Annotated in this window: 27 protein-coding genes and 1 pseudogene; 11 read left to right on the top strand and 17 right to left on the bottom strand. The window is 49.9% G+C overall.

The genetic code is table 11. The features are described 5' to 3' along the window. Nucleotides 1–2: 2 nt before the first annotated feature. The 5 genes from folC to ACO0LE_RS08825 form a co-directional block, all read right to left on the bottom strand. Nucleotides 3–1319 (bottom strand): bifunctional tetrahydrofolate synthase/dihydrofolate synthase, encoded by a 1317-nt coding sequence (gene folC, locus ACO0LE_RS08845; protein ID WP_422960030.1) that lies wholly within the window; start codon nucleotides 1317–1319, stop codon nucleotides 3–5. A gap of 57 nt (nucleotides 1320–1376) precedes the next feature. Then, the gene (gene accD, locus ACO0LE_RS08840; RefSeq protein WP_422958280.1) at nucleotides 1377–2249 is read right to left on the bottom strand and encodes an acetyl-CoA carboxylase, carboxyltransferase subunit beta; all 873 of its coding nucleotides are present in this window, start codon (nucleotides 2247–2249) and stop codon (nucleotides 1377–1379) included. A gap of 86 nt (nucleotides 2250–2335) precedes the next feature. Beyond that, on the bottom strand, nucleotides 2336–3133 hold the full coding sequence (gene trpA / locus ACO0LE_RS08835) for a tryptophan synthase subunit alpha (RefSeq protein WP_422960029.1): 798 nt from the start codon (nucleotides 3131–3133) through the stop codon (nucleotides 2336–2338). Between the two features lie 258 nt (nucleotides 3134–3391). Then, complete coding sequence (gene trpB, locus ACO0LE_RS08830) at nucleotides 3392–4675, bottom strand: tryptophan synthase subunit beta (RefSeq protein ID WP_422960028.1); 1284 nt, start codon at nucleotides 4673–4675, stop codon at nucleotides 3392–3394. A gap of 76 nt (nucleotides 4676–4751) precedes the next feature. After that, the gene (locus ACO0LE_RS08825; RefSeq protein WP_422960027.1) at nucleotides 4752–5426 is read right to left on the bottom strand and encodes a phosphoribosylanthranilate isomerase; all 675 of its coding nucleotides are present in this window, start codon (nucleotides 5424–5426) and stop codon (nucleotides 4752–4754) included. Nucleotides 5427–5509: 83 nt separating this feature from the next. Here ACO0LE_RS08825 and ACO0LE_RS08820 point away from each other — a divergent pair, with 83 nt between their 5' ends. Then, complete coding sequence (locus ACO0LE_RS08820) at nucleotides 5510–6328, top strand: WecB/TagA/CpsF family glycosyltransferase (RefSeq protein ID WP_422960026.1); 819 nt, start codon at nucleotides 5510–5512, stop codon at nucleotides 6326–6328. Nucleotides 6329–6416: 88 nt separating this feature from the next. On the opposite strand, the pseudogene ACO0LE_RS08815 reads toward ACO0LE_RS08820, so the two are convergent. The 3 genes and pseudogenes from ACO0LE_RS08815 to ACO0LE_RS08805 all read right to left on the bottom strand — a co-directional run. Next, nucleotides 6417–6929 (bottom strand): annotated as a pseudogene (locus ACO0LE_RS08815) (tyrosine-type recombinase/integrase); the annotation flags it as partial. A gap of 58 nt (nucleotides 6930–6987) precedes the next feature. Continuing rightward, entirely contained in the window at nucleotides 6988–7380 is a 393-nt protein-coding gene (locus ACO0LE_RS08810; RefSeq protein WP_422960025.1) for a hypothetical protein, read from the bottom strand. Continuing rightward, entirely contained in the window at nucleotides 7381–7644 is a 264-nt protein-coding gene (locus ACO0LE_RS08805; protein WP_422960024.1) for a phage integrase N-terminal SAM-like domain-containing protein, read from the bottom strand. Nucleotides 7645–7780: 136 nt separating this feature from the next. On the opposite strand from ACO0LE_RS08805, the gene ACO0LE_RS08800 reads away from it, so the two are divergent. From ACO0LE_RS08800 to ACO0LE_RS08785, 4 genes are all read left to right on the top strand, one after another. Continuing rightward, the gene (locus tag ACO0LE_RS08800) at nucleotides 7781–8149 is read left to right on the top strand and encodes a hypothetical protein (protein WP_422960023.1); all 369 of its coding nucleotides are present in this window, start codon (nucleotides 7781–7783) and stop codon (nucleotides 8147–8149) included. 69 nt (nucleotides 8150–8218) lie between these two features. Next, nucleotides 8219–8566 carry a hypothetical protein gene (locus ACO0LE_RS08795; RefSeq protein ID WP_422960022.1) on the top strand — a complete coding sequence of 116 codons (348 nt, stop codon included), beginning with the start codon at nucleotides 8219–8221 and terminating at the stop codon, nucleotides 8564–8566. Between the two features lie 179 nt (nucleotides 8567–8745). After that, nucleotides 8746–9390 carry a DUF6928 family protein gene (locus ACO0LE_RS08790; protein WP_422960021.1) on the top strand — a complete coding sequence of 215 codons (645 nt, stop codon included), beginning with the start codon at nucleotides 8746–8748 and terminating at the stop codon, nucleotides 9388–9390. Between the two features lie 112 nt (nucleotides 9391–9502). Next, on the top strand, nucleotides 9503–10279 hold the full coding sequence (locus ACO0LE_RS08785) for an ATP-grasp domain-containing protein (protein ID WP_422960020.1): 777 nt from the start codon (nucleotides 9503–9505) through the stop codon (nucleotides 10277–10279). 139 nt (nucleotides 10280–10418) lie between these two features. Here ACO0LE_RS08785 and pip read toward each other — a convergent pair whose 3' ends face one another. From pip to ACO0LE_RS08745, 8 genes are all read right to left on the bottom strand, one after another. Further along, nucleotides 10419–11402, bottom strand: coding sequence for a prolyl aminopeptidase (gene pip / locus ACO0LE_RS08780; RefSeq protein ID WP_422960019.1), 984 nt, complete (start codon nucleotides 11400–11402; stop codon nucleotides 10419–10421). Nucleotides 11403–11615: 213 nt separating this feature from the next. Then, a complete protein-coding gene (gene crcB / locus ACO0LE_RS08775; RefSeq protein ID WP_422960018.1) occupies nucleotides 11616–12002 on the bottom strand; it encodes a fluoride efflux transporter CrcB in 387 nt (128 codons plus the stop codon). Beyond that, entirely contained in the window at nucleotides 11999–12490 is a 492-nt protein-coding gene (moaE, locus tag ACO0LE_RS08770) for a molybdopterin synthase catalytic subunit MoaE (RefSeq protein ID WP_422960017.1), read from the bottom strand. Before moaE ends, crcB begins: the two co-directional genes overlap by 4 nt. Before the next feature lie 5 nt (nucleotides 12491–12495). Further along, nucleotides 12496–12753 carry a molybdopterin converting factor subunit 1 gene (moaD, locus tag ACO0LE_RS08765; protein ID WP_422960016.1) on the bottom strand — a complete coding sequence of 86 codons (258 nt, stop codon included), beginning with the start codon at nucleotides 12751–12753 and terminating at the stop codon, nucleotides 12496–12498. A gap of 31 nt (nucleotides 12754–12784) precedes the next feature. Beyond that, nucleotides 12785–14056, bottom strand: coding sequence for a gephyrin-like molybdotransferase Glp (gene glp / locus ACO0LE_RS08760; RefSeq protein ID WP_422960015.1), 1272 nt, complete (start codon nucleotides 14054–14056; stop codon nucleotides 12785–12787). 256 nt (nucleotides 14057–14312) lie between these two features. After that, nucleotides 14313–15224, bottom strand: coding sequence for a PhzF family phenazine biosynthesis protein (locus ACO0LE_RS08755; RefSeq protein WP_422960014.1), 912 nt, complete (start codon nucleotides 15222–15224; stop codon nucleotides 14313–14315). A gap of 284 nt (nucleotides 15225–15508) precedes the next feature. Further along, nucleotides 15509–17224, bottom strand: coding sequence for a 2-isopropylmalate synthase (gene leuA / locus ACO0LE_RS08750; RefSeq protein WP_422960013.1), 1716 nt, complete (start codon nucleotides 17222–17224; stop codon nucleotides 15509–15511). 635 nt (nucleotides 17225–17859) lie between these two features. Continuing rightward, nucleotides 17860–18252 carry a VOC family protein gene (locus ACO0LE_RS08745; protein WP_422960012.1) on the bottom strand — a complete coding sequence of 131 codons (393 nt, stop codon included), beginning with the start codon at nucleotides 18250–18252 and terminating at the stop codon, nucleotides 17860–17862. A gap of 254 nt (nucleotides 18253–18506) precedes the next feature. Between ACO0LE_RS08745 and ACO0LE_RS08740 the strand changes: the two genes are divergently transcribed. Continuing rightward, nucleotides 18507–19127, top strand: a complete 621-nt coding sequence (locus ACO0LE_RS08740) for a hypothetical protein (protein WP_422960011.1) — start codon at nucleotides 18507–18509, stop codon at nucleotides 19125–19127. A 94-nt stretch (nucleotides 19128–19221) separates the two neighbouring features. On the opposite strand, the gene ACO0LE_RS08735 is transcribed toward ACO0LE_RS08740, so the two are convergent. Beyond that, the gene (locus ACO0LE_RS08735; RefSeq protein WP_422960010.1) at nucleotides 19222–19848 is read right to left on the bottom strand and encodes a 2OG-Fe(II) oxygenase; all 627 of its coding nucleotides are present in this window, start codon (nucleotides 19846–19848) and stop codon (nucleotides 19222–19224) included. A gap of 344 nt (nucleotides 19849–20192) precedes the next feature. On the opposite strand from ACO0LE_RS08735, the gene ACO0LE_RS08730 reads away from it, so the two are divergent. The 5 genes from ACO0LE_RS08730 to ACO0LE_RS08710 all read left to right on the top strand — a co-directional run bounded on the left by ACO0LE_RS08730 (nucleotide 20193) and on the right by ACO0LE_RS08710 (nucleotide 23606). Then, complete coding sequence (locus tag ACO0LE_RS08730) at nucleotides 20193–20426, top strand: DUF1272 domain-containing protein (RefSeq protein WP_422960009.1); 234 nt, start codon at nucleotides 20193–20195, stop codon at nucleotides 20424–20426. 67 nt (nucleotides 20427–20493) lie between these two features. Beyond that, nucleotides 20494–21417 carry an EamA family transporter gene (locus tag ACO0LE_RS08725; RefSeq protein WP_422960008.1) on the top strand — a complete coding sequence of 308 codons (924 nt, stop codon included), beginning with the start codon at nucleotides 20494–20496 and terminating at the stop codon, nucleotides 21415–21417. Between the two features lie 10 nt (nucleotides 21418–21427). After that, nucleotides 21428–22378 carry a GlxA family transcriptional regulator gene (locus tag ACO0LE_RS08720; protein ID WP_422960007.1) on the top strand — a complete coding sequence of 317 codons (951 nt, stop codon included), beginning with the start codon at nucleotides 21428–21430 and terminating at the stop codon, nucleotides 22376–22378. A gap of 206 nt (nucleotides 22379–22584) precedes the next feature. Next, nucleotides 22585–23121 carry a glutaredoxin family protein gene (locus ACO0LE_RS08715; protein WP_422960006.1) on the top strand — a complete coding sequence of 179 codons (537 nt, stop codon included), beginning with the start codon at nucleotides 22585–22587 and terminating at the stop codon, nucleotides 23119–23121. A gap of 11 nt (nucleotides 23122–23132) precedes the next feature. Beyond that, nucleotides 23133–23606, top strand: coding sequence for a DUF6265 family protein (locus ACO0LE_RS08710; RefSeq protein ID WP_422960005.1), 474 nt, complete (start codon nucleotides 23133–23135; stop codon nucleotides 23604–23606). The last annotated feature ends 215 nt before the right edge of the window (nucleotides 23607–23821 follow it).

The raw sequence follows: 23821 nt of genomic DNA, 5'->3' as shown, positions 1-23821 counted from the left end.
GGTTAGTGAGTCGTACGTTGACGGGCTTTCATCACACCGGCTACTGTGAGAAAAGATCCGAAGACCGCTATTCTATCATTTTCACCCGCTTTACTGAGTGCGTGACGATACGCCGCCTCAGGATTTTCAAAACATTGAATACTATGTTCCGGATCACTGAGCACGCCGGCCGCAATCAATCTGGTTTTAATATGCTCGGCGCTGGCAGCACGTGGCAGTGGCAGGTCAGTCACGCACCAGTGATCAATCTTGCCTTCAATCTGCGCGATCACGCCATCGATATCTTTGTCCAGCATCGAACCGAATACCGCATAGGTATAGGCATGGAAACCCATGTTGTCAAAATTTTGCGATAAAGTTGCTGCGGCATGCGGGTTGTGCGCGACATCCAGCACCACGGTCGGACGACCGGGCATGACTTGAAAGCGCCCTGGTAGATCGACCATACCCAGTCCATTACGCACTTCCTGCGCGCCGACCGGCAAGCGATGGCGCAGGGACTCCAGTGCGGCCAATACGGCAGAGGCATTCAACAACTGATTTGCACCGCGCAGGCTAGGATAGCCAAGAGAATTACGGCGTTGCTCGCGACCGCCAAAGTTCCACTGCTGCTTATCACCGGAGTAATTAAAGTCGCGTCCAAACAGCCAGAGATCCGCGCCAATCTTAGTGGCGTGCTCAATCAGACTTTGAGGTGGTAACGGGTCACCGCAGATCGCGGTTCTGCCCGCACGAAAAATTCCGGCTTTTTCGAAACCGATTTTTTCGCGGGTATCTCCGAGGTAATCAACATGATCGATATCGATACTGGTCACAATCGCGACATCCGCATCGATGACATTGACCGCATCCAGGCGGCCGCCAAGTCCGACCTCCAGAATCACGACATCTAGTTTGGCGTCGGCCAGTAATTTACAGATCGCCAGCGTGGTAAATTCAAAATACGTTAATGAAATTTCCTTACCGCTCTGACTTTCAATCCTCGCCTTTTCTACCTCTGCAAATACGTCGACAAAAACCTGGTCCTTGACCGATTCGCCATTAATACGGGCACGCTCATTGAAATCCAAAAAATGCGGCTTGCTATACAGACCGACACGATAACCGGCCTGCAGCAAAATCGCCTCCAGCATCGCACAGGTAGAGCCTTTGCCGTTAGTCCCGCCAACCACAATCACGGGGCAGTCATAGCGGATATCGAGACGTTCTTTCACCGCGGCGACACGGTCCAGCCCCATGTCAATTTCTTTGGAGTGACGTGTTTCTAACAGCGCGAGCCAGTCGTTGAGATTAATTGGGCTAATAGGAATAGTTTGCATAAGATAAAAAAAGCCCGAAGGACAATGTCTCGGGCTTCTCTTTAATAATGAAGATGATTAAGCGACGGCTTCAGCAGATTGATTTTGCAAGAGAGCCAATAAACGAGCGATTTCTTCACGCATTTTGCGGCGGTCGACGATCATGTCGATAGCACCTTTTTGCAGCAAGAACTCAGAACGCTGGAAGCCTTCCGGCAATTTTTCACGTACGGTATTTTCGATCACACGTGGTCCGGCAAAACCGATCAAGGCTTTTGGCTCTGCCATGACAACGTCACCCAGAAACGCGAAAGAAGCAGACACGCCACCGGTCGTTGGATCCGTCAATACTGAGATAAAAGGCAGTTTCTTCTCTGACAGCTTGGTCAGCATCGAGGTAGTTTTTGCCATCTGCATTAAGGACAACAAGCCCTCTTGCATACGAGCGCCGCCACTGGCAGTAATACAGATGAATGGTACTTTTTGGTCGATCGCCGCTTGCGCGCCACGCACAAAACGCTCGCCCAATACAGACCCCATCGTACCGGCCATGAATTCAAAAGCGAAGCAAGACACGACGACCGGCACGGACATAATAGAACCGCCCATGACCACCATCGAATCGGTCTCGCCTGTCGCTTCGAGAGCGTCTTTCAGGCGATCCGTGTATTTTTTGCTGTCTTTGAATTTCAGCGTATCAATAGGCAGAATTTCTTGGCCGATTTCATAGCGACCGCCAGCATCCAGCAAAGCATCCAGACGTTCGCGCGCGCTGATACGCATGTGGTGGCTGCACTTAGGGCATACGTGGATATTTGCTTCTAGATCAGAGCGGTAGAGAACCGCTTCACAGGACGGGCACTTGACCCATAGACCTTCGGGGATGGACTTGCGGTTTGCAGATTCTGAGCGCTGTATGCGCGGTGGTAGCAATTTTTCTAGCCAACTCATAATTTCTCCTGAATTCGGCTTGCGTACAAATTTTGCACGCAAGCATCATGTTCTTCCTAGACGGTCAAACAGTTTCGGAGCGTATTTTACTCGTCTAAAGCCTGTCTGACACCAGAAATAAAGCTTTTTACAGCTGCCGCCGCATTTTCGTGAGGCGTACTTTCCAGTTCCTGAATAATGCGAGAGCCTATCACAACTGCATCCGCCAGCGTCGAAATCGCACGTGCCGTGGCACCGTCACGAATCCCGAAACCCACGCCCACCGAGACTTTCACGTGTTTTTTGATGCGTGGAATCATCTCCGCTACCGCATCCAGATCCAGACTTCCTGAACCTGTTACTCCCTTGAGTGACACGTAATACACGTAACCCGTAGCAATTTTACCAACTTGCTCAATGCGCTCATCAGTCGATGTCGGTGCCAGCAGGAAAATCGTATCCATCCCCTGCTCATGCATTTTGCCGGCGAACTCTTCACACTCTTCGGGCGGATAATCGACAACCAGCACGCCATCCACACCGGCCTCAGAGGCTTGCGCGATAAACGCATCTATCCCCATACGCTCAATAGGATTGGCATATCCCATCAGCACGACGGGCGTTGTCTGATTGCTGGTCCGAAATTCGCGGACGAATTGTAATACATCACGCAAGCCGACACCATGCAGCAAAGCCCGCTCAGACGCCCGCTGAATCACAGGGCCATCCGCCATGGGGTCAGAAAATGGCACACCCAGCTCAATGATATCAGCACCACCCTCCACCAGAGCATGCATCAAAGGCACGGTCAACGACGGTGCAGGATCACCGGCAGTGATGAAGGGAATCAGGCCTTTTTTATGATTGGCAGCCAATGCGGCCAATGTAGTTTGTATTCTTGACATAGTAATTTTTCGCGTGAATGACTTAAGTGACTTAGATAGCCTGGCTTTATTAAAAAACGCATACTCCCATCCCGTATATTTTCAATCCCTAATCAATACATGCGGGTAAGGCAGTATTTTATTAAGTTACAGTGGGAGTATGTGCAATATTGACTTTACTCAAGCGATTTTATTCAACCAAGCTAAGCTGAACTAAGCTAAATCGCCAAGTTGACTACCAAACAAGAGAATCCCCAGAAAGTAAAGTCAGCTGCTCAGTTAATAGAACTTTAGTCCGGCCTTTTCGGCCACGGTATGCATATCCTTATCGCCACGACCTGACAAGTTCACCAATATGATTTTGTCTTTAGGCAACGTCGCCGCAAGTTTGGAGGCGTAAGCGAGCGCGTGGCTCGATTCCAAGGCCGGGATAATACCTTCGATTCGGCAGCAATCATGGAAGGCTTTCAATGCCTCGACGTCAGTAATCGTGACGTACTGGGCACGCCCCATATCCTTCAACCATGCATGCTCTGGCCCCACGCCAGGGTAATCCAGTCCAGCCGATACCGAGTGCGTCTCGATGACCTGACCATTCGCGTCTTGCAGCAGATACGTACGATTACCGTGTAGCACCCCAGGTGAACCCGCCGTCAGCGACGCTGAGTGCTTGCCTGTTTCCATGCCCTCGCCTGCTGCTTCCACGCCGATTAATTGCACATTTTTTTGATCAATGTACGGATAGAAAATCCCGATCGCATTCGAGCCACCGCCGACACAAGCCAGCACAGCGTCCGGCTGCCGACCGGTCATTTCCGGCATCTGCCATAAGCATTCCTCACCAATCACGGATTGGAAGTCACGCACCATCATAGGATAAGGATGTGGGCCAGCGACGGTACCGATGATGTAAAACGTGTTGTCCACATTGGCAACCCAGTCGCGCATCGCCTCATTCAGCGCGTCTTTTAAGGTCTTGGAACCCGACTCAACTGGCACCACGGTCGCGCCAAGCAGCTTCATGCGATAAACGTTTTGCACCTGGCGCTTGACGTCTTCCGACCCCATATAGACTATGCATTCCAAGCCAAAACGTGCACAGATTGTCGCCGTTGCCACGCCATGCTGCCCTGCACCTGTTTCAGCAATCACACGCGGTTTGCCCATGCGTCTGGCGAGCAAAGCCTGTCCGATGACGTTATTGATTTTGTGCGCGCCGGTATGGTTTAAGTCTTCGCGCTTGAAATAGATTTGCGCACCGCCACTGATTTCGGACATGCGCTTGGCGTGATACACCGGTGACGGGCGACCGACAAAGTGATGCAACTCATCGCGGAATTCGGCTAAAAACTCTGGATCATTTTGATAGCGTGCGTAGTTTTCTTTTAACTCGTTGAGCGCATGTGTCAGGGTCTCTGACACAAAAGTACCGCCATATTGGCCAAAATGACCACGCGCATCAGGAAAATTGTATTCAGCCGCATGAAAAATTGCCTGCGGGTTAGACTGAGATGCAGACTGCAAACCCGGCTGGGTTGGCGACAGAGGATTGATCGTACTCATGATTTTACTTTCAGTGGCGATTAGCTAAGCGCATTAAAAGAGCGTAATGACAAAACTCATTAACAACGCTGATTAGCTAGTTTTCATTGTCTGCCAAGCGAACGGCCTCAATAAAAGCACGTACCTTGACATCATCTTTAATCCCTTTGCTCAGTTCGACACCACTGCTGATGTCGACCGCAAACGGACGAACCTGACGCACTGCGTCAGTCGCGTTTTGCACGCTCAAGCCACCACTTAAAACGACCCGAGGCGCGAGTTCTTTTGGGATGAGAGACCAATCAAAAACCTTTCCACTACCTCCGTACGCATCGACGAAGATATCAAGCAATAATCCGGCAAACAAAGGGCTTGCCGCACGATATTCTGATTCGCATTCTAGCAAATCAGCCGCGCTTGTGGTGGGCTTGACCCGAAAAGCTTTAATAAATGGGCGGTTCACAGCGCTGGCAAGTGCGTGACACTGCGCCGCGGTCTCATCACCGTGGAACTGCAATAACTGCAGCGGCACCGCAGCCACCGTCGCCTGCAACTCCTCAATCGTCGCATTCACAAACAAACCGACAGACATCACAAATGGCGAAATCTCTTTGACCAGATTCGCCGCCACTGCGGGCGTGACATAACGCGGACTAGGTGGATAAAACACAAAGCCCAAGGCATCCGCCCCCGCAGCGACCACACGCCGCACATCGTCCGCCTGCGTCAAGCCGCAAATTTTTATTCTGGTTTTACCGTTTTTATGAAACATGTTGATACTTTCGAATACAGAAACACCGCGATAGCTGAGATAATCAAAATTCTTTATGTGCAACCCTCTGCGAATATTACCCCATGCCCTTAGCCAACGACCATTTGCCAAGCGACCAAGCGCTACAGATCAGCCATTTATTCGGACTGGATATTCGAGCCTGTACATTTGACGAGGCAACGGCACATTTGCTAGAGGTTGCCAGCCAGCGCAATCATGCCAGCCGCATCGTCGTCACGCCCAACGTCGATCACGTCGTCAAGCTTGATAGTGACCCGACATTTAAGGCTCAATACGCCGAAGCTGATTTTATCTTTGCCGACGGCATGCCAATTATCTGGGCCAGCAAAACGGCAGCAACCCCGTTACCAGAACGCGTCACCGGTGCCGATTTATTTGTCTCGCTGTGCCAAGGTGCGATACAAAGACAACTATCGATTTTTGTCATCGGCGGACAACCGGGACAAGAAGCCGCGCTGTTAGCAGCGTTCGCACAAACTTACCCCGGCTTAAAAGTCAGTATTTTTTGCCCCTCAATGCAATTCTCCGCAGACGGCGAAGAAGGCACCGAAGCCACGCGCCTGGTCCAGCAAGCGCAACCCAACATCGTCTTCGTCTGCCTCGGCATGCCCAAACAAGAACGCTGGTGCTTCCGCTATCGTAAAGAATTTACCGAGAACAATGCACCTCTACTACTCTGCGTCGGCGCCGCCATGGAATTCGCCTTAGGACAAAAAAAACGCGCCCCGCTATGGATGCAAAAAATCGGCATGGAATGGTTCTGGCGCCTAGCCAGCGAACCGCATCGTCTTTGGCAGCGCTATACGACGCAAGGTGTGAAATTTATCGGGCTGCTTCAGCGCGAACGCCAATCGCAACGAGCGAAACGCCATTCACAATAAACTGACATTTCCATCTGTTGCAATCAATTCGCAGAGATAGGAAGGACATGCAGCTTGATGACAATTTGTACTATCCGATATTAAAAAATTACGCCATGGCATCCAGCGGGCTGCGTACGCCACCAGCTACTCTTAACACATGAGTGTAGATCATCGTAGTGCTGACATCAGCATGCCCAAGCAAATCTTGCACAGTACGAATATCGCAACCACTTTGCAATAGATGGGTCGCAAAACTATGCCGCAACGTATGCGGACTTGCCGGTTTATGGTTGCCTGTATGCCTTAACGCAGTAGTAAAAGCACGGCGAAATGTTTGAGCAAAAAGATGATGTCGGCGCACTACGCCAGATCTTGGATCAGTCGCGAGATTTTTTTGAGGAAACACCCAAAACCACGCCAGACTATGCTCGGCTCGCGGATATTTTTTGGCCAATGCAAAGGGCATTTCAACGCCACTTTTTTGCATATCAACGTCCATTTGCCAAAGTAACTTGCTTTGCTGTAATTGGTTCTGCAAATCACGTTGCAAACTGATTGGCAACATCACCACGCGGTCTTTCCCGCCTTTGGCCTCGCGAATAATAATCGCGCCTCGTTCAACCTAGAAACGGCAGTTGACCGCTCATCAGTGAAATTAAGTGTTTGATTCAATTGAATCATGTCAGTGTTTTCACCATCACCGTTTTGGTGAGAACGCTACGAATCTGATTGCACACTTTTTCGGCTCCCCAGCCTCGTTGCTCCTCGTTGCAACGTGAAGGTTGCGCCTCGTCTCGCCTTGCTGGGAAACCGAAAAAATGCACACTCAGACTCGTCCAACTGCCGTTTCTAGGTTCAAATATAATATCCTTGGTCCTTAAACGCGCCGCTTCCATAACCCGCATCCCGGTGCCATAAAGTAGCTTGGCGAATAAAGCAAATTCCGGATGACTGGCATTTAAAACAGCGAAGATCGCCTGCACCTCCAGAACCGTCAACACCACCGGCAAACGTTGCGATGTTTTTGGCCGACCAATTTGCTGCATCCAAGGCAAATCAACTTGAATCACTTATTTGTACAAAAACAAAATAGCGCTTAAAGCTTGTTTATGGGTAGATGCAGAGACTTGCCTATCGGTTGCCAGCATCGTCAAAAACGCCTCTATTTCGGGCGCCCCCATTTCCACAGGATGACGCAATCCAGACCAGCGTATAAAGAAACGTATCCAATATACATAGACCTTTTCTGTTAACAAACTGTAATGCTTATAACGCAAGCGTTCACGCACTTGGTCAAGTAAACGCGGTTTTACAGGCGTGATGTTTTTGTCCATTTGGTTATACTGTATATTTAATCAGTATAACCAAATATAGCTCACGTCCATGAGCATTTCAAGAGATGTAGAGCAAGCTACTTTTTTTGTTCCGTCGGTTATCATTGCAAAATGAAAATTAAATCACGTTAGGCTTATGAATTGTTCGATCTGTAACCGTGCATTGGGAAATCCAAGCGATCCACTTTCAATTGATTGTGGCGGCGATTGTTGGGGCTGTGTTGGTGAAATCGAGGCTCAGATGGGCAATGTCCAATCGCTTGTGAAAGTCCGAGAGGAATCTGCTCAAGGTCTTCGACCAAATTGGATTGAACCAAAGTATGAAGAAATTGTTATGTGTGACGGGAATCAGGATGAGGGCGTAATTCATATTAAGGTTGCTGCGCTTCCCTATCTTGATCCAGTCGAATTCAATACCGCAGAGGCACGCGCGTTCGCTGAAAAGATCCTTCGAGCAGTGGAACACGTCGAAGCTGGGTGGGTAGGAGGCAAAGGTCCAGCCTAACTCATCATTCAAGCGGATGTGCCTACGGCGCTCCGCTTAACTCAAACGTTAAAGCACAATGATTCCTTTATGAGCAATGTAGAAACCTTAATCAATTACGCTGAACTTGCAGAACTTGAGGGAAACGAATCTGCTAGTGAGCGTTCACGTGAAGTCGCGCGCTTGCTTAGGAGCGCGTGTGATGATTGGCCTGTCTTTAATTTGGAAGAACCTTTCGATCTTTTGAATGAATTGCACAAAGAAGTGGTTGGCGCGCTAACTTTCGAGAATTTGCGCGATTACGACGATAGACTACATCTAAGTAGTAATGCGTGGAAAAAGGAAGCTCTCTTTTCATTACTTGAGATTTTTCGTGTTTCGACTTCTTGTGATTCGTTGCAAAATGTTCCTCTTGAGATTGTCCTAAAGGAGCTGTGATGATTACCATTTTGAAACATATAATTCTCAAAAAATGAGCTTTAACATGACGCTCAACACGGAAACTGCTCAATTAGTCATTTCAACGTTCAGTACGTTATCAATCTTTTGCTCTTCGGTTTGTGTGCATCACGCGCAGTTCCGGGTAGCTCTGCGTTAAACAACACAAGGAACCACTGATGGGTGCGAAAACATGGATGCTTATATCTTGCAATGAAAGTATAAGCGAGACACTTAGGAAGAACCCAGTGTTGGATCGAGCAGCCACTGTTGAGTTTGCAAAAAAACTTTTTCCATCTGAAGCCCTGAAACCTCTTTCGGATGTCGATCTATCCTATACGTGCCCACCTGATAACGAATTGATTATCGGCTGCTTTCCTGGGTTGAATATAATCGCCGCGAAAGAATTTGGCATTGACTACCCGTCCAAATTGCCAACACAATTTCTCGATCCTGCGTTTGGAAATATATTGTATTTGCATGCGATGCACAGTACTGTCGATTGGTTTGCATATGCCATTTGGAGAGATGGCAAACTTCAAAGATCGCTGAGTCTATCACCAGACAGTGGCGTTCTCGAAGACATTGGTACAAAATTGACGTTTGAAGAACCATACTGGAACGGACAACATCCTGCGGTTGATCCAGAAGAAGATGAATCTGAATATCCGTTTGCTTTTCATCCTTTGGAATTGGCTGAATCCGCGTTGCTTGAATTTTTTGGATATCAACTTGAGGGAGCGATTGACTCATCGCAGATTGAACCGGAGAGTATTTCTTTGATGCGCTTCAAACGATCAAGAACTTGGTGGAAACTATGGTAGTTCATTGTTTAACAGGTCGGTCGTCGGGGAATCGCCGGTGATGGTTTCTCCCTTTATTAATTTTATGGTGGCGGCGATCCCGGCACCTCTGCGTTAGCCACCGAAAAAAACCATGCGCTTCCTATATCCATGCGATCCATTTGATAAGAAGAAACCTGGCGAGGCTTACGAAGAAGACTTTCTGGCGGCGCAAGCTGCAGGGTTGTCGTGCTCGCTGTATTCCGCTGAAGATTTTGAACAAGGTGAATTTAGACCAAATCCATCTTTTTCGGAAGGCGATGAAATCATCTATCGTGGTTGGATGCTCACACCAGACAATTACCAGAAACTGCAAAATGCCATTGAAGCCAAAGGTGCAAGAGCACTGACAACTTCTGCCCAATATCAACATTGTCATTACCTGCCTGAGTGGTACTCCTTATGCGAGGACTTCACACCAAAAACTGTATTCTTAAGCAAAGATGCTGATTTTTCATCCTCGCTTTTGACATTGGGATGGTCGGCCTATTTTGTTAAAGACTACGTGAAGTCACTCACGACATCTCGTGGCTCTATCGCAGAAAATGTTGCCGAAGTATTCGAAATTGTGGCGTTAATCGAGAAGTTCCGAGGGCAAATCGAAGGCGGTGTCTGTGTAAGAGAATATGAGAACTTACTCCCCGACACAGAAGAGCGTTACTTTGTGTTTAACCACATTGCCTATGCAGGTGATGGTGTCGTGCCGAAGATTGTTCGAATTATTGCATCAAGAATTCGCAGCCCTTTTTTCTCCGTTGATATCGTGCATAATTCAGACGGGCAACCAAGGTTAATTGAACTTGGAGATGGTCAAGTTTCAGACAAAAAGAAATGGCCTGCCGATCGATTTTCTGAGATTTTCATTGGCTAACATGACGGTCGGCAGGGAATCGCCGCGAACCATTTCAATGTTATTTTATTTATCGGTGGCGGCGATCCCGGCACCTAAACGTTATCTAATTGAGCACCACCATTGAGCAAACCCGTTATAGCCCGCCAAAATCAATCCCCTAAGAAAACCGCCTACCAGTTTTAAACTCTTCCGTCGCCTTCACCAACTCACTCGCAATCCCCGGCTCCATCGCGGCATGCCCAGCGTTGACGATCACGTGGAAGGCGGCTTCTGGCCAGGCCTGATGCAGGCGGTAGGCTGATACTGGCGGGCAGATGACGTCGTAGCGGCCTTGCACAACGACGGCTGGCAGATGGCGGATTTTGCCGATTTGCTGGATCAGTTGATCCTCTTCCATGAAGGCGCCGTGCAGCATGTAATGCGCTTCTAAACGACCGATGCCGAGGCTAACCGCGTCTGACTCAAAATCTTCAATTGCTTGCGGCTGTGGCTCTAGGAACAGGCAAGATCCTTCGTAGCGGCTCCAGTTGCGGGCGGCCTCCATGTAGATTGCGGGGTCATCGCAAAACAGGCGCTTGACGTAGGCTTGCAGCAGATCGTGGCGCTCTTCAGCGGGGATGGCGTCGGCAAAGCGCTGATGCACTTCGGGGTAGAAATTGCCCATGCCGTTGACGAACCATTCAACTTCGGCCTTGGTGCACAGGAAGATGCCGCGCAGGATAAAGCCGAGGCAGCGCTCCGGATGCGCTTCGCCATAGGCTAGCGCGAGTGTGGAGCCCCATGATCCGCCAAAGACCAGCCAGTCGGAGATGCCAAGCATGACGCGGATTTTTTCGATATCGTCGATCAGGAGCGGCGTCGTGTTGTTACGGTATTCGCCTAACGGAGTAGATTTGCCGGCGCCGCGCTGATCGAACAGGACGATGCGGTAATGCGCCGGATCAAAAAAGCGCCGGTGTGTCGGCGACGTGCCACCGCCTGGTCCGCCATGCAAAAACAGTACCGACTGCCCATCGGGATTGCCGCTCTCTTCCCAATACAAGGTGTGCAATTCATCGACCTTGAGCATGCCGGTCTTGTAGGGTTCAATCGGCGGGAATAGGGAAAAATTCGAGGAGAAATTCGGAGATGGATTCGACATAGTTACCTGACATTTGATCACTTACTCCGGTAGATACTTAAATACATACTGGGTAAGAGTATTAAAAATTGACTAGAGTAATATTACGGATATATGCCTGTTTTTGCATATACTCCCCTATTTAAGCATTTTCATGCGCCTTCACGCATCTTTCATGCGCTCTGATACGCTATCACACGCTCTTATGCGTCCGTATGCGTCCCTATGCATCTTTTACGATGCAGACAACGCGCGCCAGGTCGCAAAACCTGCAAAACAAAACGCGATTGATCCGATCAGATGCAGGCCGCTATGCGCCAGCGCCCAGCCATAATCACCGCGCTGTAACAGTCCCATGGCCTCTGCGGAGAAAGTCGAGAATGTCGTTAAGCCACCCAAAAAACCCGTCACAGCAAGCAAGCGCCACTCGGGTGACAGATGCGGATTCGCAGCAAAAAAGGCGACGCAGATGCCGATCAGATAACCGCCGCCAAGATTCGCAATCAAGGTGCCAACTTGCACTTGCAATGCGACACTATTGAACCAGATTCCCAATGCCCAGCGCAGCCACGCACCGAATGCGGCACCGACACCTACAGCAATAAATCCTAATCCGCTCATGCTGACTCCTTACCCACATTTGTTGAAATCGTGCCGCCGAGCTGCCATTTATTAAGCGCATGATCATCGGTCTCCCGCGCATCGACCCAGCGCGCACCTTGGGATGTTTGTTCTTTTTTCCAGAACGGCGCTTGCGTCTTTAAGTAGTCCATGATGAACTCACAGGCGGCGAACGCTTCTCCACGATGTGCCGACGCGACGGCAACCAGAACGATCTGATCGAGCGGCTGCAGTATGCCAACCCGATGAATCACCAGCGCATCGAGCAATTGCCAGCGCTGCCCTGCCTGCTGCACGATATCGTCCAGAGATTTTTCGGTCATGCCAGGATAATGCTCCAGCTCCATTGCCTGCACATCCAGATCATCATTAAGGTCGCGCACGAGGCCAACAAAACTCACCACCGCACCGATCGCCGGCTTACCAGCGCGCATTTTTGCCAGCTGGGTGCTGACATCAAAATCTTCAGTTTGTACAAAGACGGCCATGACGTTTAACCACCCGTCACAGGAGGGAAAAACGCGACTTCGCAGCCATCCTCAATCAACGTCGCTACATCTGTCATCTGCTGATTGCAGGCCATGCGCAAGGCACGTCCTTCAGCAAGCGCCTCTGCCCAGACGCCGCCGCGCGCAACCAGCCAGTGACGCACATCGCCGACGGTCAGGACCGTATCCGGCAAGCTGACCAGCTCTTCAGAAGTCGCCAGCTTCTCGCGGATACTGGCAAAAAAACGTAAGTGAATTTTCATAAGGGAGAAGTGAACTACAACAATCAAGACATCAGGACATGAGGCTAGCAAACGGAATAAAGCGCACCAGATCTCCCGGTGCAATCACCTGGCCTGGCGCTACATCGACCATGCCATCACCCCATACGGTAGAAGTCAGCACAGCAGAGCTTTGATTGGCGAACAGATCAAGGCCGCCACTGGCGTTGATTTTGACGCGTAAAAATTCATTGCGACGATCCGGTTTTGTCCAGGCAAAATCAGCGCGCATTGTATACGCCTGTGGCGTCACGTCGGGCACCCCTTGTAAGGCCAGAATAAACGGACGCACAAACAATAAAAAGGTCACGAAGCTAGACACAGGATTGCCGGGCAAGCCGAGGAAGAAAGCAGCATGATTGCTGCCCACATCACCACTTACATCGCCACTTACATCGCCGGTCACACCACTACTCACAACCTCACCGAACGCCAGAGGCTTGCCGGGCTTGACCGCGATCTGCCACATATTGAGTCGCCCTTCGGCTTCGACTGCGGGCTTGATATGATCTTCTTCGCCGACCGATACGCCGCCGGAGGTGATGATCAGGTCATGCGATTTTGCCGCCATACGCAAGGTATCGCGTGTCGCTTGCAACTGATCCGGCACGATGCCGTAATCGGTGATGTCACATCCGATGTTGTCCAGCAAACCGGTCAGGGTAAAACGATTCGAGTTGTAGATCGCGCCTGGCTTTAAAGCTTCGCCCGGCATCGCCAACTCGTCACCGGTAAAGAACACGGCCACTTTCAGCTTACGCAACACTGGCAATTGCGCCAGGCCGACTGATGCCGCCAGCCCTAACTCCTGCGCCCGCAAGCGTGTACCTGCCGTCAAAATAGTGGCTCCGGCACGGATATCTTCGCCCTGACGGCGTATCCACTCGCCGCTTGTCGGTGTATGAGAAATCGTCACCATGTCGCCGTCAACGCTACATTGCTCTTGCATCACGACCGCATCGGCTCCGGCAGGAATCATCGCACCGGTAAAAATCCGTGCTGCGGTGCCAGGCTCCAGCGGATCACCGATGTGCCCGGCCGGTACTCGCTGCGACACACGCAATCGCGCCTGCCCGCTGACGCAATCAGCGGCACGCACGGCGTAACCGTCCATTTGCGTATTATCCATCGGAGGCACATGCAACTGGGATAACTGCGCTTGCGCCAGTACCCGACCATTTGCCGACAAGGTCGGTATAAGTTGCGTCTCGGTAATCGGTTTGGCAGCACGCAATAAAAAATCCAGCGCCTCAGCCACACTCAACATCGGTTTTTTTGTCGTCATAAAAAATCGGTAAATAGATCAATAATTAGATCAATAAATAGATCAGTGAACGGATCGATAACAGCTCTGGCAATCTCAAAAAGCACTGAAAGCAATCAATATTGGATGAACCAGATTGTATAACGATCTCAGGCTTTGCTGATGCAGCCTTCCTGCGCCCAGCTTGGCTCGCTTGCAGAACGCAGGCTTGCTTCACCGTCTGCTATTACGGACGTTTTTCGGGAATATCGACCATGCAACCAGCATTGCCCACAGCCTATGGTAATTGAATCACGCCACGCCCGATCTCACGCACTTTACCGCCGACCTTGATCTGGCGCTCTGCATTGATATCGAGATAAAGATGGCTAGGCCGGAGCACTTGCGCACCTTGAGAAATCGCCAGACTTGCGGGCAAATCCCGCTCGGTTGCGATCCACCAGCCACCCAGATTGGCGCAGGCAGAACCGGTACCCGGATCCTCGTTGACGCCACCGCCTGGTTTGACAAAGAAATATCGCGAACGGATTTGCTGGCGTCTGGCATCACCCTGGGCAGCAGCATCAAAGGCAAACAGATAGGCGACCCGTCGTCCCATGCTGTTTGGCGGCCAGTGTTCCAGCTGCGCGCCATCTGGCTGAGCGCGTTGCACGGCATCGACGCTGTTAAGAGCAATCAGCAACTGGTCTGTCCCGGTATTCACCCACAAAGGTTCACACAGCAAATCTGATTCATCCAAGCCAAAAATAGTCGCCACTTGCTGACATGAGAGTTCACACGACAGGATTTGCGACGCGGCCTTAGTCGGCGCGACAAAGGTCCAGATGTCTTGCGCCAACGCGGCAGCGACAATGCCTGCCTTGCATTCGAGCGTGACGTGATTAGGTGCATCTGACTGCCCACCCGACTGTGCTTGAGATTGCGCCACCAGCTCATTGACGACATACGCCGTACCCAAAGTCGGATGCCCTGCAAACGGCATTTCCGCACCGGTCGTAAAGATACGCATCCGTGCAGTCGCCTGATCGGATGGAAGAATAAAAACCGTCTCGGATAAATTAAATTGCAGAGCCAGCGCCTGCATCTCTGCATCACTTAAGCCATCGGCATGTTCAAAAACACATAGAGGATTGCCACCGAATGTCGCCTCTGCAAATACATTCAATAACCGGTAAGGATAACTGCGCATGATAGACCGCCAAGTGAGGGAGGTATCAATCATCATAACGAACATTCACTGCATTGATGGCGTTATGAATAAAGAATCTGCGACAAACCGCATGGTTCAGGCCAACAGGATCTTGACTAGTTCAAGATCTCAATAATCGAACCCGCAATACTAGTGCGGCTTCTGGAGTGAAATACCTCTGGAAGCCGCATCAGCATTGCGGGTTCATTATCGACTACAGAAAAAATCTTCCATAGACAAATCAGGGATATTGCATCACCCCTGATATGCGCAAGATGATCGTTTTAGGCTACGGCCACCGCATTATCAACTACTGGCGCCAAATTCTGTGAAATCGCAGATATTGCTGCCTTGCTGCGATTCACTGCGCTGATCACGGCTTTGAATGAGGCGCGGACGATGTTGCCATCCAGTGCAGCACCGAATTGCGTCGCCCCCTGATCAACGCGCAATTCGACATAGCAGGCCGCCTGTGCGTCTGCACCAGAGCTGATCGCGTGCTCGTGATAGTCCATGAGCTTGATATTCAACCCTAGCGCATTGACAAACGCATCAATCGGGCCATTGCCGTGACCTCGCAGAGTTGCCGGTTTTCCGTTTTGGGTGATGTCTACCTCGATCTGAACCGATTCGGCCTGCGCTGTGTCCTCGCTCATGCGATGACCTACATAAGCGTAAGGGGTCTGCTGATCAAGATATTGCTGTTTAAAAATCGCATAAATATCGCTGGAGACAATTTCCTTACCGCTGGCATCGGTCGCCACCTGTACCGCACGGCTGAACTCAATCTGCAAGCGACGTGGCAATGACAACCCATAATCCTGCTCCAGCAAATACGCCATGCCACCCTTACCTGACTGGCTGTTCACACGGATGACCGCGTCATAGCTGCGTCCGAGATCCGCCGGATCGATAGGCAAGTAAGGCACTTCCCACAGTGCATCCGGTTTTTGCTGGGCAAACCCTTTTTTGATCGCATCCTGATGTGAACCGGAGAACGCGGTGTACACCAGATCACCGGCATACGGATGGCGCGGGTGCACCGGCAACTGATTACAGTCCTCCACACATTGACGCACCATGTCGATATCAGAAAAATCGAGTCCTGGATGCACGCCCTGGGTATAAAGATTCAAGGCCAAAGTCACCAGATCCACATTGCCAGTGCGCTCGCCATTACCGAACAAACAGCCTTCAACCCGATCCGCGCCAGCCATCACGGCCAGCTCAGCCGAGGCGACTGCTGTGCCGCGATCATTGTGCGGATGTACGCTGATGATGATGGAATCGCGACGTGCCAATTTGCGATGCATCCATTCGATCTGATCGGCATACACGTTAGGCGTGCTCGACTCAACCGTCGATGGCAAGTTAAAAATCATCTTGTTATACGGCGTCGGCTGCCAGATTTCGGATACGGCATCACAGACGTTTTTTGAAAAATCAAGTTCGGTCAGGCTAAAGGATTCTGGCGAATATTCAAAACCCCATTTAGTCTCAGGATGTTGTGCGACCAGTTCTTTGACAAGCTTGGTACCGTTGACGGCGATGGCTTTAATCTCTTCACGCGACATGCCAAAGACAATGCGACGGAACGCTGGCGCAATCGAATTATACAAATGCACTATCGCCTGTTTTGCACCGACAACCGACTCTACGGTGCGACGGATCAACTCATCACGCGACTGCGTTAACACGATGATCGTGACATCATCAGGGATACGGTTTTCATCAATCAGCTTACGCACAAAATCAAAATCCGTTTGGGATGCCGAGGGGAAGCCAACTTCAATTTCTTTCAAGCCGATCTGCACCAGCATCTCGAAGAATCGCAATTTTTTCTCAGGACTCATCGGCTCGATCAGCGCCTGATTACCATCGCGCAAATCAGTACTCATCCAGATCGGCGGATGGGTAATGACTTTGTCTGGCCAGGTACGGTTAGTCAATTGCACAGGTGGAAAAGCGCGGTACTTCGCTGCTGGATTAGTCAACATCATGATGAGTCCTGTTATGGTCAATGCGGGTCAAATTGGGCCAATTATCGTAATTGGATAATTGGATAATTGGATAAAGCGAGAATTTTGAATCGGGAGAGAATCGGTTGTGGCACCAGGCTACCTGACGGCCACAGAACACTAGGCCAGGTAACCGATCGGTAGTGGTAGTAGAGCTAGCGCACGCGCAAAGATCATCACAGCGATAACATCGCCAGAGATGAGCGTTACGAGTATGGACTTAAAGTGCATATGCCAGCTTTCTACAACGTCAGACTATTTTGTTTGGAGGTGGTGCCTGAGCACCGGAGATACAGCAACAGCAGGGAGAATTACTGAGCAGCGCTTAGTAGTGGCGCAGCTAGTAGCAGCAGCGCTAGCAAAGTGCTGGCGCCGTGCGATAGAGCTAGTAGGGATTGTGATTGTGCGAGATACATGCCACTAATGTAGGCGACGATACCTCTGGCTGTCAATAGCAAACAATCACAATGTCGGAAATTACTTAGTGACTGTCGAGTGACAGTCCATTGACGAATGAGTGGTATTTAAGTGACTGCTTAACATCCAACAGTCTTTTAAAATGCCACCGTCATGACGAACATACAGCTACTCATGACTGCGCAAAACCAGCGAGATACTTACAACGGTCCATGGCAACAGACACAAATTTTATTACCATCAGGATCACGAAAATACGCGCCGTAATAATCAGGATGATATTCAGGCCGCAAACCCGGCGCCCCTTCGCAACGCCCACCAGACGCCAGCGCCACATGATAAGCGCGATCAACCGCAGCCCGGTCAGACGCTAACAAAGCCACCATCTGCCCATTACCCACCGTAGCAATCTCACCGTTAAAAGGCCGACCGATTACCAACAAAGGACGAGCGGCAAGCGGAGACATCCACCCCGCCCAGGATTTGTCATGATCACAGAATTTCAATCGTAAATCCAGCGTATCCATCAACGCAGAATAAAACGTCAAGGCTCTGGGAAAATCTGTAATGCCGATGGAGATGTGGGAGAACATGGTTTGGTTTGCTTCACGGTTATTCAGACAACAAGTCTCGTACGAAATGCATTTGGAATTGATACTGAATTAGAGTTCAGAATTTCACTGAATCAGACTTAACTATGGTTGTGCAGTACTTTCAAACAGCGTAACTAATGAATAAAACTAAGGACAGCCGAGCTTGATAAGGGTTACAACGAAATTGAACTAATTGCTACTATTCTGACATTCTGTTAAATTATTATTTAATATATTAAAACAAGTTAAGTGTCATGAACATGCAGTTTGCGTTAGTCATCATCTGGAGTAGCTTAGTCTTTTGTCCGGCGCTATGCTTTTGGGTTGTTCGACTTGTAGGCAAAAACCCCGATAAAAGCTTACGTCGACCACTTATCATTAGCGTTGGCAGTCTTGTACTGCTGTCATTCGCAATCGCTATTGGAGTCAGTTCGACAATTAGCTACATTAATTTTAGCGCATTAGGCCTCGGATATTTCGCGTACTGCTTGATCGCCGCATCTACCCAACTCATCAAAAACAAATTCGTGCGAGCTGCAGCATTTTTTGTCACCAATACGCCAATCGTGATCGGCTATGTAATGGCTACGGTTGATTCTCTTGGGCTGTCTTTCATCGTTGGCGACTATGCGGAATCCCCGATCAAAGTGCAAAGAATATCTACATCTTTAACATGTGAAGTCCATCACTGGGGAATGGCCGCATCTGACTCTGGGTATACCGTCACTTTGTTTGAAAGTTGGCACTTATTACCGATAATCCAACGTCGCATTTACTCAGTTGCCACTAACGAAACTCACCCTACATCGGGAACTCCTCATGCAAGCTGCGAGAACGCTTTTATTCAAATGCAGAGAGATGTCACCAATCAATAGTGTCGCGTAATTGATTGCTCAAAAGGACGTAAATACGGTGGATTACCGCTAATTTTTATGTTCATGATATCAAATTAGAAAATCTACTGTTACCTTATCTCCTCCGAAACCACCCAGCCAACGACAATCTGTCGCGGGTCGCAGGTAATACTTCATGCAACATGGTGGCGGACAAAAATAAAATCATACTGCTCGCTTCGGGTGCGATGTCCAGGGACTCTGAGTCGCTGAGATGCAGGCGCAATGCGCCGCCCTGCTCTGTGTGCCAATCTTGATTCAGATAAATGATGACGGATATCGTGCGACGATCATCGTCTTGAAAGCGATCTTTGTGTTGCGCATAGAATGCACCGGGCGCATAAAAAGCGAAATGACTTTCGTAGTCGTCCAGGTTCAGGAATAGATCTCGGTTCAATTGCTGTCGCAATGATTCCATCCGCAGCAGATATTGATCACAAGCCGATGACTGTCCCGCCGACAACCAACTGATCTGATCGCTGCGGAGTTGCGCTTCTATTTTTGCCTGGATTTGTATTTTAGCTTGGGGACTTAACTGCATATCAGACTTTGTTGCACGCCCCGTCTTGGCAATGCGCAATAATTTTTGGTCGTTGAGTCCCTGACACTCTGCTGCCAATGCCAGGGTTAAGTCAACATCGAGGAAAATTGCCTGACGTGCCCAACCATATTCAACGAGATGATTGATAAAACCGGCTGACATAGTGGATGGTGAGTCATCGTCCGCGGGAACGATGCTCACTGAATGGCGATCAACATGAAATTATTTTCTGTATAGGGTGATCAGACGATGTCTGAGGTGCATGCGAATATCATGCGGCGGGTATGGCTAATTTTGTTCATCAAACAGAAGGAGAGAAAATCTGGCAGATCATGTAGTGGTTTATCTGCGTGTTCACTCACTCATAGTAACGCTGATCGCACTCGCCCTCGAAATTCATTTACAGGGATGTCCTAAAACGTCCGCAATTGGTCTCTGATTAGGCAGTTTTTTAAGAATATGCGTGATATTCTGAACTCACCTTCAACCCTTCCTTCAAAATAATCATGTTGCAACTTCGACCTAACTGTGAGCATTGCGATTGTGATCTGCCTCCCGATTCTGAGATGGCGCGTATCTGCACTTTTGAGTGCACGTTTTGCACAAGCTGCGCTGATCAGGTGTACAAGGGCATCTGCACCAATTGCGGCGGGAATCTGGTCGCCAGACCGATTCGACCGGCGAATAAACTAACAAGCTATCCGGCCTCACAGGAACGTGTGCACAGGCCTGCGACCTGACTCATGGTTTTGTTGTAAGCTCAGGTTCTGCTGTCCTCTCTACTCACTTTATTGCAAGTCTCTTCTCATGTCTAAAAACGTCCTTACTACGCGTCATTTATTGACGGCACTGATTGTCGTGTTTTTATGGGGGATGAACTTTGTCGTAATTAAGATTGGTTTGAAAGGCATTCCACCATTTTTGATGGGAGCATTGCGTTTTATGCTGGTTGCTTTTCCTGCGATCTTGTTTTTGCCGCGACCTAAGGTATCGTTCAAATTATTGGCGGCATATGCATTGACGATCAGCCTTGGTCAGTTTGCTTTTTTATTCTCGGCGATGGCGGTCGGCATGCCGGCGGGACTGGCTTCGCTAGTGCTCCAGGCTCAGGCATTTTTTACGGTCGGCCTGTCTGCGATTGTCTTTGGCGACAAGCTACGTGCCAGCAATCTGATTGGCATGCTGGTTGCTAGTGCGGGATTGGTCTTGCTTGGCAGTGCGAGCATTCCAAGCGTTGCGAATTCTGCCAGTCAAGTGAGCTTGTTAGGCTTTGCATTGACGATTTGTGCGGCACTCTCCTGGGCAAGTGGCAACGTGATTAATAAAAAAATTGGTCCTACTGCAGTTCTGAGCCTGGTGTCATGGAGTGCCCTAATTCCAATTATTCCATTTCTGTTGCTGTCACTCATTTTTGAAGGCGGCGATGTGATTATGCATAGCCTAGTTAACATGAGTCTGCCTTCTGCGTTGACGATTGTGTATCTTGCCGTGGCAGCGACTCTAGTTGGTTACACCTTGTGGGGGCGCTTATTGTCCAGCCTGCCTACCCATATGGTGGCGCCGCTGACCCTGATGGTACCGGTGATTGGACTGACTGCTGCATGGGTTTTGCTTGGTGAGGCGCTGCGACCTTTGCAAATCATCGGTGCGCTGATCGTCATGTGCGGTTTGCTGATTAATGTGTTTGGTGCGCGCTTGCTGGAGCGTGCCCGCACTTTGTTTACCCGTTGATTGTACGATCGTGCGTACACAGGTTGTTTATTTTTTGCTGTTACCAGATACTTTGTTGATTGATCTGGCGGGTCCGGCGGATGCTTTTTTGTTCGCGAACCGTTATCAGCAGGAAATTCGTTTCGAACTGAAATTTGTCAGTCCCATGGACAAAATTATCTGCTCAACAGGATTGCAGCTAAGTTCTTTATTACCGCTGCCAGAACAGATAGAAACAGACGCGATCGTGGTATTGCCCGGTTTGGTTGGTATGGATTTTCCGTACCAGGAAGCGCATGAACAGGCTTGTATATGCTGGCTGCGTGAGCATGTCAGCGTGACACACCGGCTAGTATGCATCTGCTCTGGCGCTTTGCTGGCGGCGCATGCCGGACTGTTGGCGGGTCACACGGCGACGACGCACCACGATCATTGCCAGGATCTGGCGCTGATCGACAGTTCTATCCGCGTTGAGGAAAACCGTATTTTTGTTCAACATGACAATATCAATACCAGTGCAGGCGTGACCGCCGGGATTGATCTGGCTCTACAACTGATCAACGACATTGCAGATCCGCTTACAGCAATAGCCGTTGCCAGGAATATGGTTGTGTACATGCGGCGCGCCGGATCAGATCCGCAATTATCGCCGTGGCTCATGCATCGCAATCATATCCACCCTATCGTACACAAAGTACAGGATGCAATTATCAAACAACCGGATTTCGCCTGGAGCCTGCCGTTGCTCGCAGAATTGGCCTGCACCAGCACCCGCCATCTGACGCGCTTATTCAAATCCCACGCAGAGATTTCTGTGCAGGATTACATCAGTAGCCTGCGACTCTCTCTGGCGAGTAAATTGTTAACCCAGACTAATTGGCCGATAGAGCAAGTTGCGCAAGCGGCAGGCTTCGGCTCGGTCAGACAATTTCGCCGGGTCTGGAGAAGTGCGCATGCAGAGCCCCCGGGACTATATCGCTAGAAAGCTGGATATCACCCAACAAGCGTCGTAGTCACATGCAGACAACAGTCCAATAGCGTTGGCTCTCTTTTGCTGCCATTTTGCTGTGCTTTTACTGCTGTCTTGTTGCGCTCGCATCGCTCCAGATCATGAGAAGCAGCAGAATTTGCCAGCATCTTGCGCTATCATAAGAGACATTTTATTGGCACTCTGATCGATACCCTGTCATGACCCAAATTTGCCCCAAATGCAGCTACATCCGCAAAGAGACTGACACCTGCCCAGCATGGCAATGTCCCTCATGTCAGATCGCGTACACCAAGGCGGGCGACACAACCCGGCCTCAATTACTGCAACCGGCAGCGCGCACGAATCGCCTAGACAGAGACAATTCTGCCGTCTGGAAATGGCTGCTCATCGCAGCATTACTCGGTGCTGTGTTGTGGCAGCTCAAGCCAGCGGGAAGGTTTGGCAGCAAGTCCACTACTCAGCAATCGGCTGACGGCAAGCAAACCATGCAACAACCGGTCGTGATTTTATACGGCACCACCTGGTGCGGCTATTGCGCTGCCGCACGTGAATTCTTTAAAGCGAACGGCATTGTCTATACTGATCTGGATACAGAGAAAACCACCGAAGGCTATCAGGGACATAAAAAACTTGGCGGTGGTGGTGTCCCTTTAATCGTTATCGACGGCGAAGTAATGCATGGATATAGCGAAGCCGGATTGCGTCAGGCTCTGGCACCATGGATAAAAAATTAGGGGGGATTCGGATGCGCAGGTTCCTAAAATTACTTTGTGTGCTGGGTACCATTTTGCCTTTACCCTTATATGCACAGAGCACCATCAACGATGTCAGTTGGCTAAGCGGTTGCTGGCAAGCGGCCGGTGGTGATGCCGGGTCAGAAGAACACTGGCTGACACCGGCTGGCGGCAGCATGTTTGGTGTGGCGCGCACTGTGCACGGAGGAAAAACCGTCGCGTATGAATATATGCGGATACACGAAGAAAAAAATGCACTAATCTTTACGGCAAAACCATCCGGCAAGGCTGAAGCCAGTTTTTTGCTGCTATCCCTCGATAAGCAAAAAGTCGTGTTTGAAAACCTGCGTCCGGAATTTCCGCAAAGAGTGATTTACCATTTACAGGAAAATGGCAATTTACTGGGCCGGATCGAAGGTCGTTTGCAAGATCTGGACAAGGGTATTAACTTCCCCATGCGTAAAGTGAGTTGTACGGGAAAGTGATGGGATTGTATGGTTGCATGGTTGCGTAGTTATGCTGCAGTGAGGGATGGCGTTGAGAATACCTCTGTCCGCATGACGTAGCTTGCCCGCTCCCATAATAGCTAATTTTCTCTCCGCCTTGGTCGTGAGCACGTGCTTGCCAGCGCCCTCACCCTACTCTCTGCTGCATGCGTGTGTGTGATGCTGGATGATTGTGTATTGCTATGCGCTCACAT

It is taken from the genome of Undibacterium sp. Xuan67W (assembly GCF_049340165.1).
In the GTDB taxonomy this organism is placed as follows: Bacteria; Pseudomonadota; Gammaproteobacteria; order Burkholderiales; family Burkholderiaceae_D; genus Undibacterium.
The sequence above is the reverse complement of the archived record's forward strand: the minus strand, read 5'-3'. Positions and strand labels throughout refer to the sequence as shown.

Excerpts from the sequence above, each read along its gene's own strand:
- pip (WP_422960019.1), bottom strand. The coding sequence starts at position 11,402 with ATGTCGAATCCATCTCCGAATTTCTCCTCGAATTTTTCCCTATTCCCG.
- ACO0LE_RS08730 (WP_422960009.1), top strand. The coding sequence starts at position 20,193 with ATGTTGCAACTTCGACCTAACTGTGAGCATTGCGATTGTGATCTGCCT.
- ACO0LE_RS08715 (WP_422960006.1), top strand. The coding sequence starts at position 22,585 with ATGACCCAAATTTGCCCCAAATGCAGCTACATCCGCAAAGAGACTGAC.
- ACO0LE_RS08825 (WP_422960027.1), bottom strand. The coding sequence starts at position 5,426 with ATGTTTCATAAAAACGGTAAAACCAGAATAAAAATTTGCGGCTTGACG.
- moaE (WP_422960017.1), bottom strand. The coding sequence starts at position 12,490 with ATGGCCGTCTTTGTACAAACTGAAGATTTTGATGTCAGCACCCAGCTG.
- ACO0LE_RS08740 (WP_422960011.1), top strand. The coding sequence starts at position 18,507 with ATGAACATGCAGTTTGCGTTAGTCATCATCTGGAGTAGCTTAGTCTTT.
- ACO0LE_RS08790 (WP_422960021.1), top strand. The coding sequence starts at position 8,746 with ATGGGTGCGAAAACATGGATGCTTATATCTTGCAATGAAAGTATAAGC.
- leuA (WP_422960013.1), bottom strand. The coding sequence starts at position 17,224 with ATGATGTTGACTAATCCAGCAGCGAAGTACCGCGCTTTTCCACCTGTG.
- glp (WP_422960015.1), bottom strand. The coding sequence starts at position 14,056 with ATGACGACAAAAAAACCGATGTTGAGTGTGGCTGAGGCGCTGGATTTT.
- ACO0LE_RS08795 (WP_422960022.1), top strand. The coding sequence starts at position 8,219 with ATGAGCAATGTAGAAACCTTAATCAATTACGCTGAACTTGCAGAACTT.
- ACO0LE_RS08710 (WP_422960005.1), top strand. The coding sequence starts at position 23,133 with ATGCGCAGGTTCCTAAAATTACTTTGTGTGCTGGGTACCATTTTGCCT.
- ACO0LE_RS08820 (WP_422960026.1), top strand. The coding sequence starts at position 5,510 with ATGCCCTTAGCCAACGACCATTTGCCAAGCGACCAAGCGCTACAGATC.
- ACO0LE_RS08785 (WP_422960020.1), top strand. The coding sequence starts at position 9,503 with ATGCGCTTCCTATATCCATGCGATCCATTTGATAAGAAGAAACCTGGC.
- folC (WP_422960030.1), bottom strand. The coding sequence starts at position 1,319 with ATGCAAACTATTCCTATTAGCCCAATTAATCTCAACGACTGGCTCGCG.
- ACO0LE_RS08800 (WP_422960023.1), top strand. The coding sequence starts at position 7,781 with ATGAATTGTTCGATCTGTAACCGTGCATTGGGAAATCCAAGCGATCCA.
- crcB (WP_422960018.1), bottom strand. The coding sequence starts at position 12,002 with ATGAGCGGATTAGGATTTATTGCTGTAGGTGTCGGTGCCGCATTCGGT.
- ACO0LE_RS08725 (WP_422960008.1), top strand. The coding sequence starts at position 20,494 with ATGTCTAAAAACGTCCTTACTACGCGTCATTTATTGACGGCACTGATT.
- ACO0LE_RS08805 (WP_422960024.1), bottom strand. The coding sequence starts at position 7,644 with ATGGACAAAAACATCACGCCTGTAAAACCGCGTTTACTTGACCAAGTG.
- accD (WP_422958280.1), bottom strand. The coding sequence starts at position 2,249 with ATGAGTTGGCTAGAAAAATTGCTACCACCGCGCATACAGCGCTCAGAA.
- trpA (WP_422960029.1), bottom strand. The coding sequence starts at position 3,133 with ATGTCAAGAATACAAACTACATTGGCCGCATTGGCTGCCAATCATAAA.
- ACO0LE_RS08735 (WP_422960010.1), bottom strand. The coding sequence starts at position 19,848 with ATGTCAGCCGGTTTTATCAATCATCTCGTTGAATATGGTTGGGCACGT.
- moaD (WP_422960016.1), bottom strand. The coding sequence starts at position 12,753 with ATGAAAATTCACTTACGTTTTTTTGCCAGTATCCGCGAGAAGCTGGCG.
- trpB (WP_422960028.1), bottom strand. The coding sequence starts at position 4,675 with ATGAGTACGATCAATCCTCTGTCGCCAACCCAGCCGGGTTTGCAGTCT.
- ACO0LE_RS08745 (WP_422960012.1), bottom strand. The coding sequence starts at position 18,252 with ATGTTCTCCCACATCTCCATCGGCATTACAGATTTTCCCAGAGCCTTG.
- ACO0LE_RS08755 (WP_422960014.1), bottom strand. The coding sequence starts at position 15,224 with ATGCGCAGTTATCCTTACCGGTTATTGAATGTATTTGCAGAGGCGACA.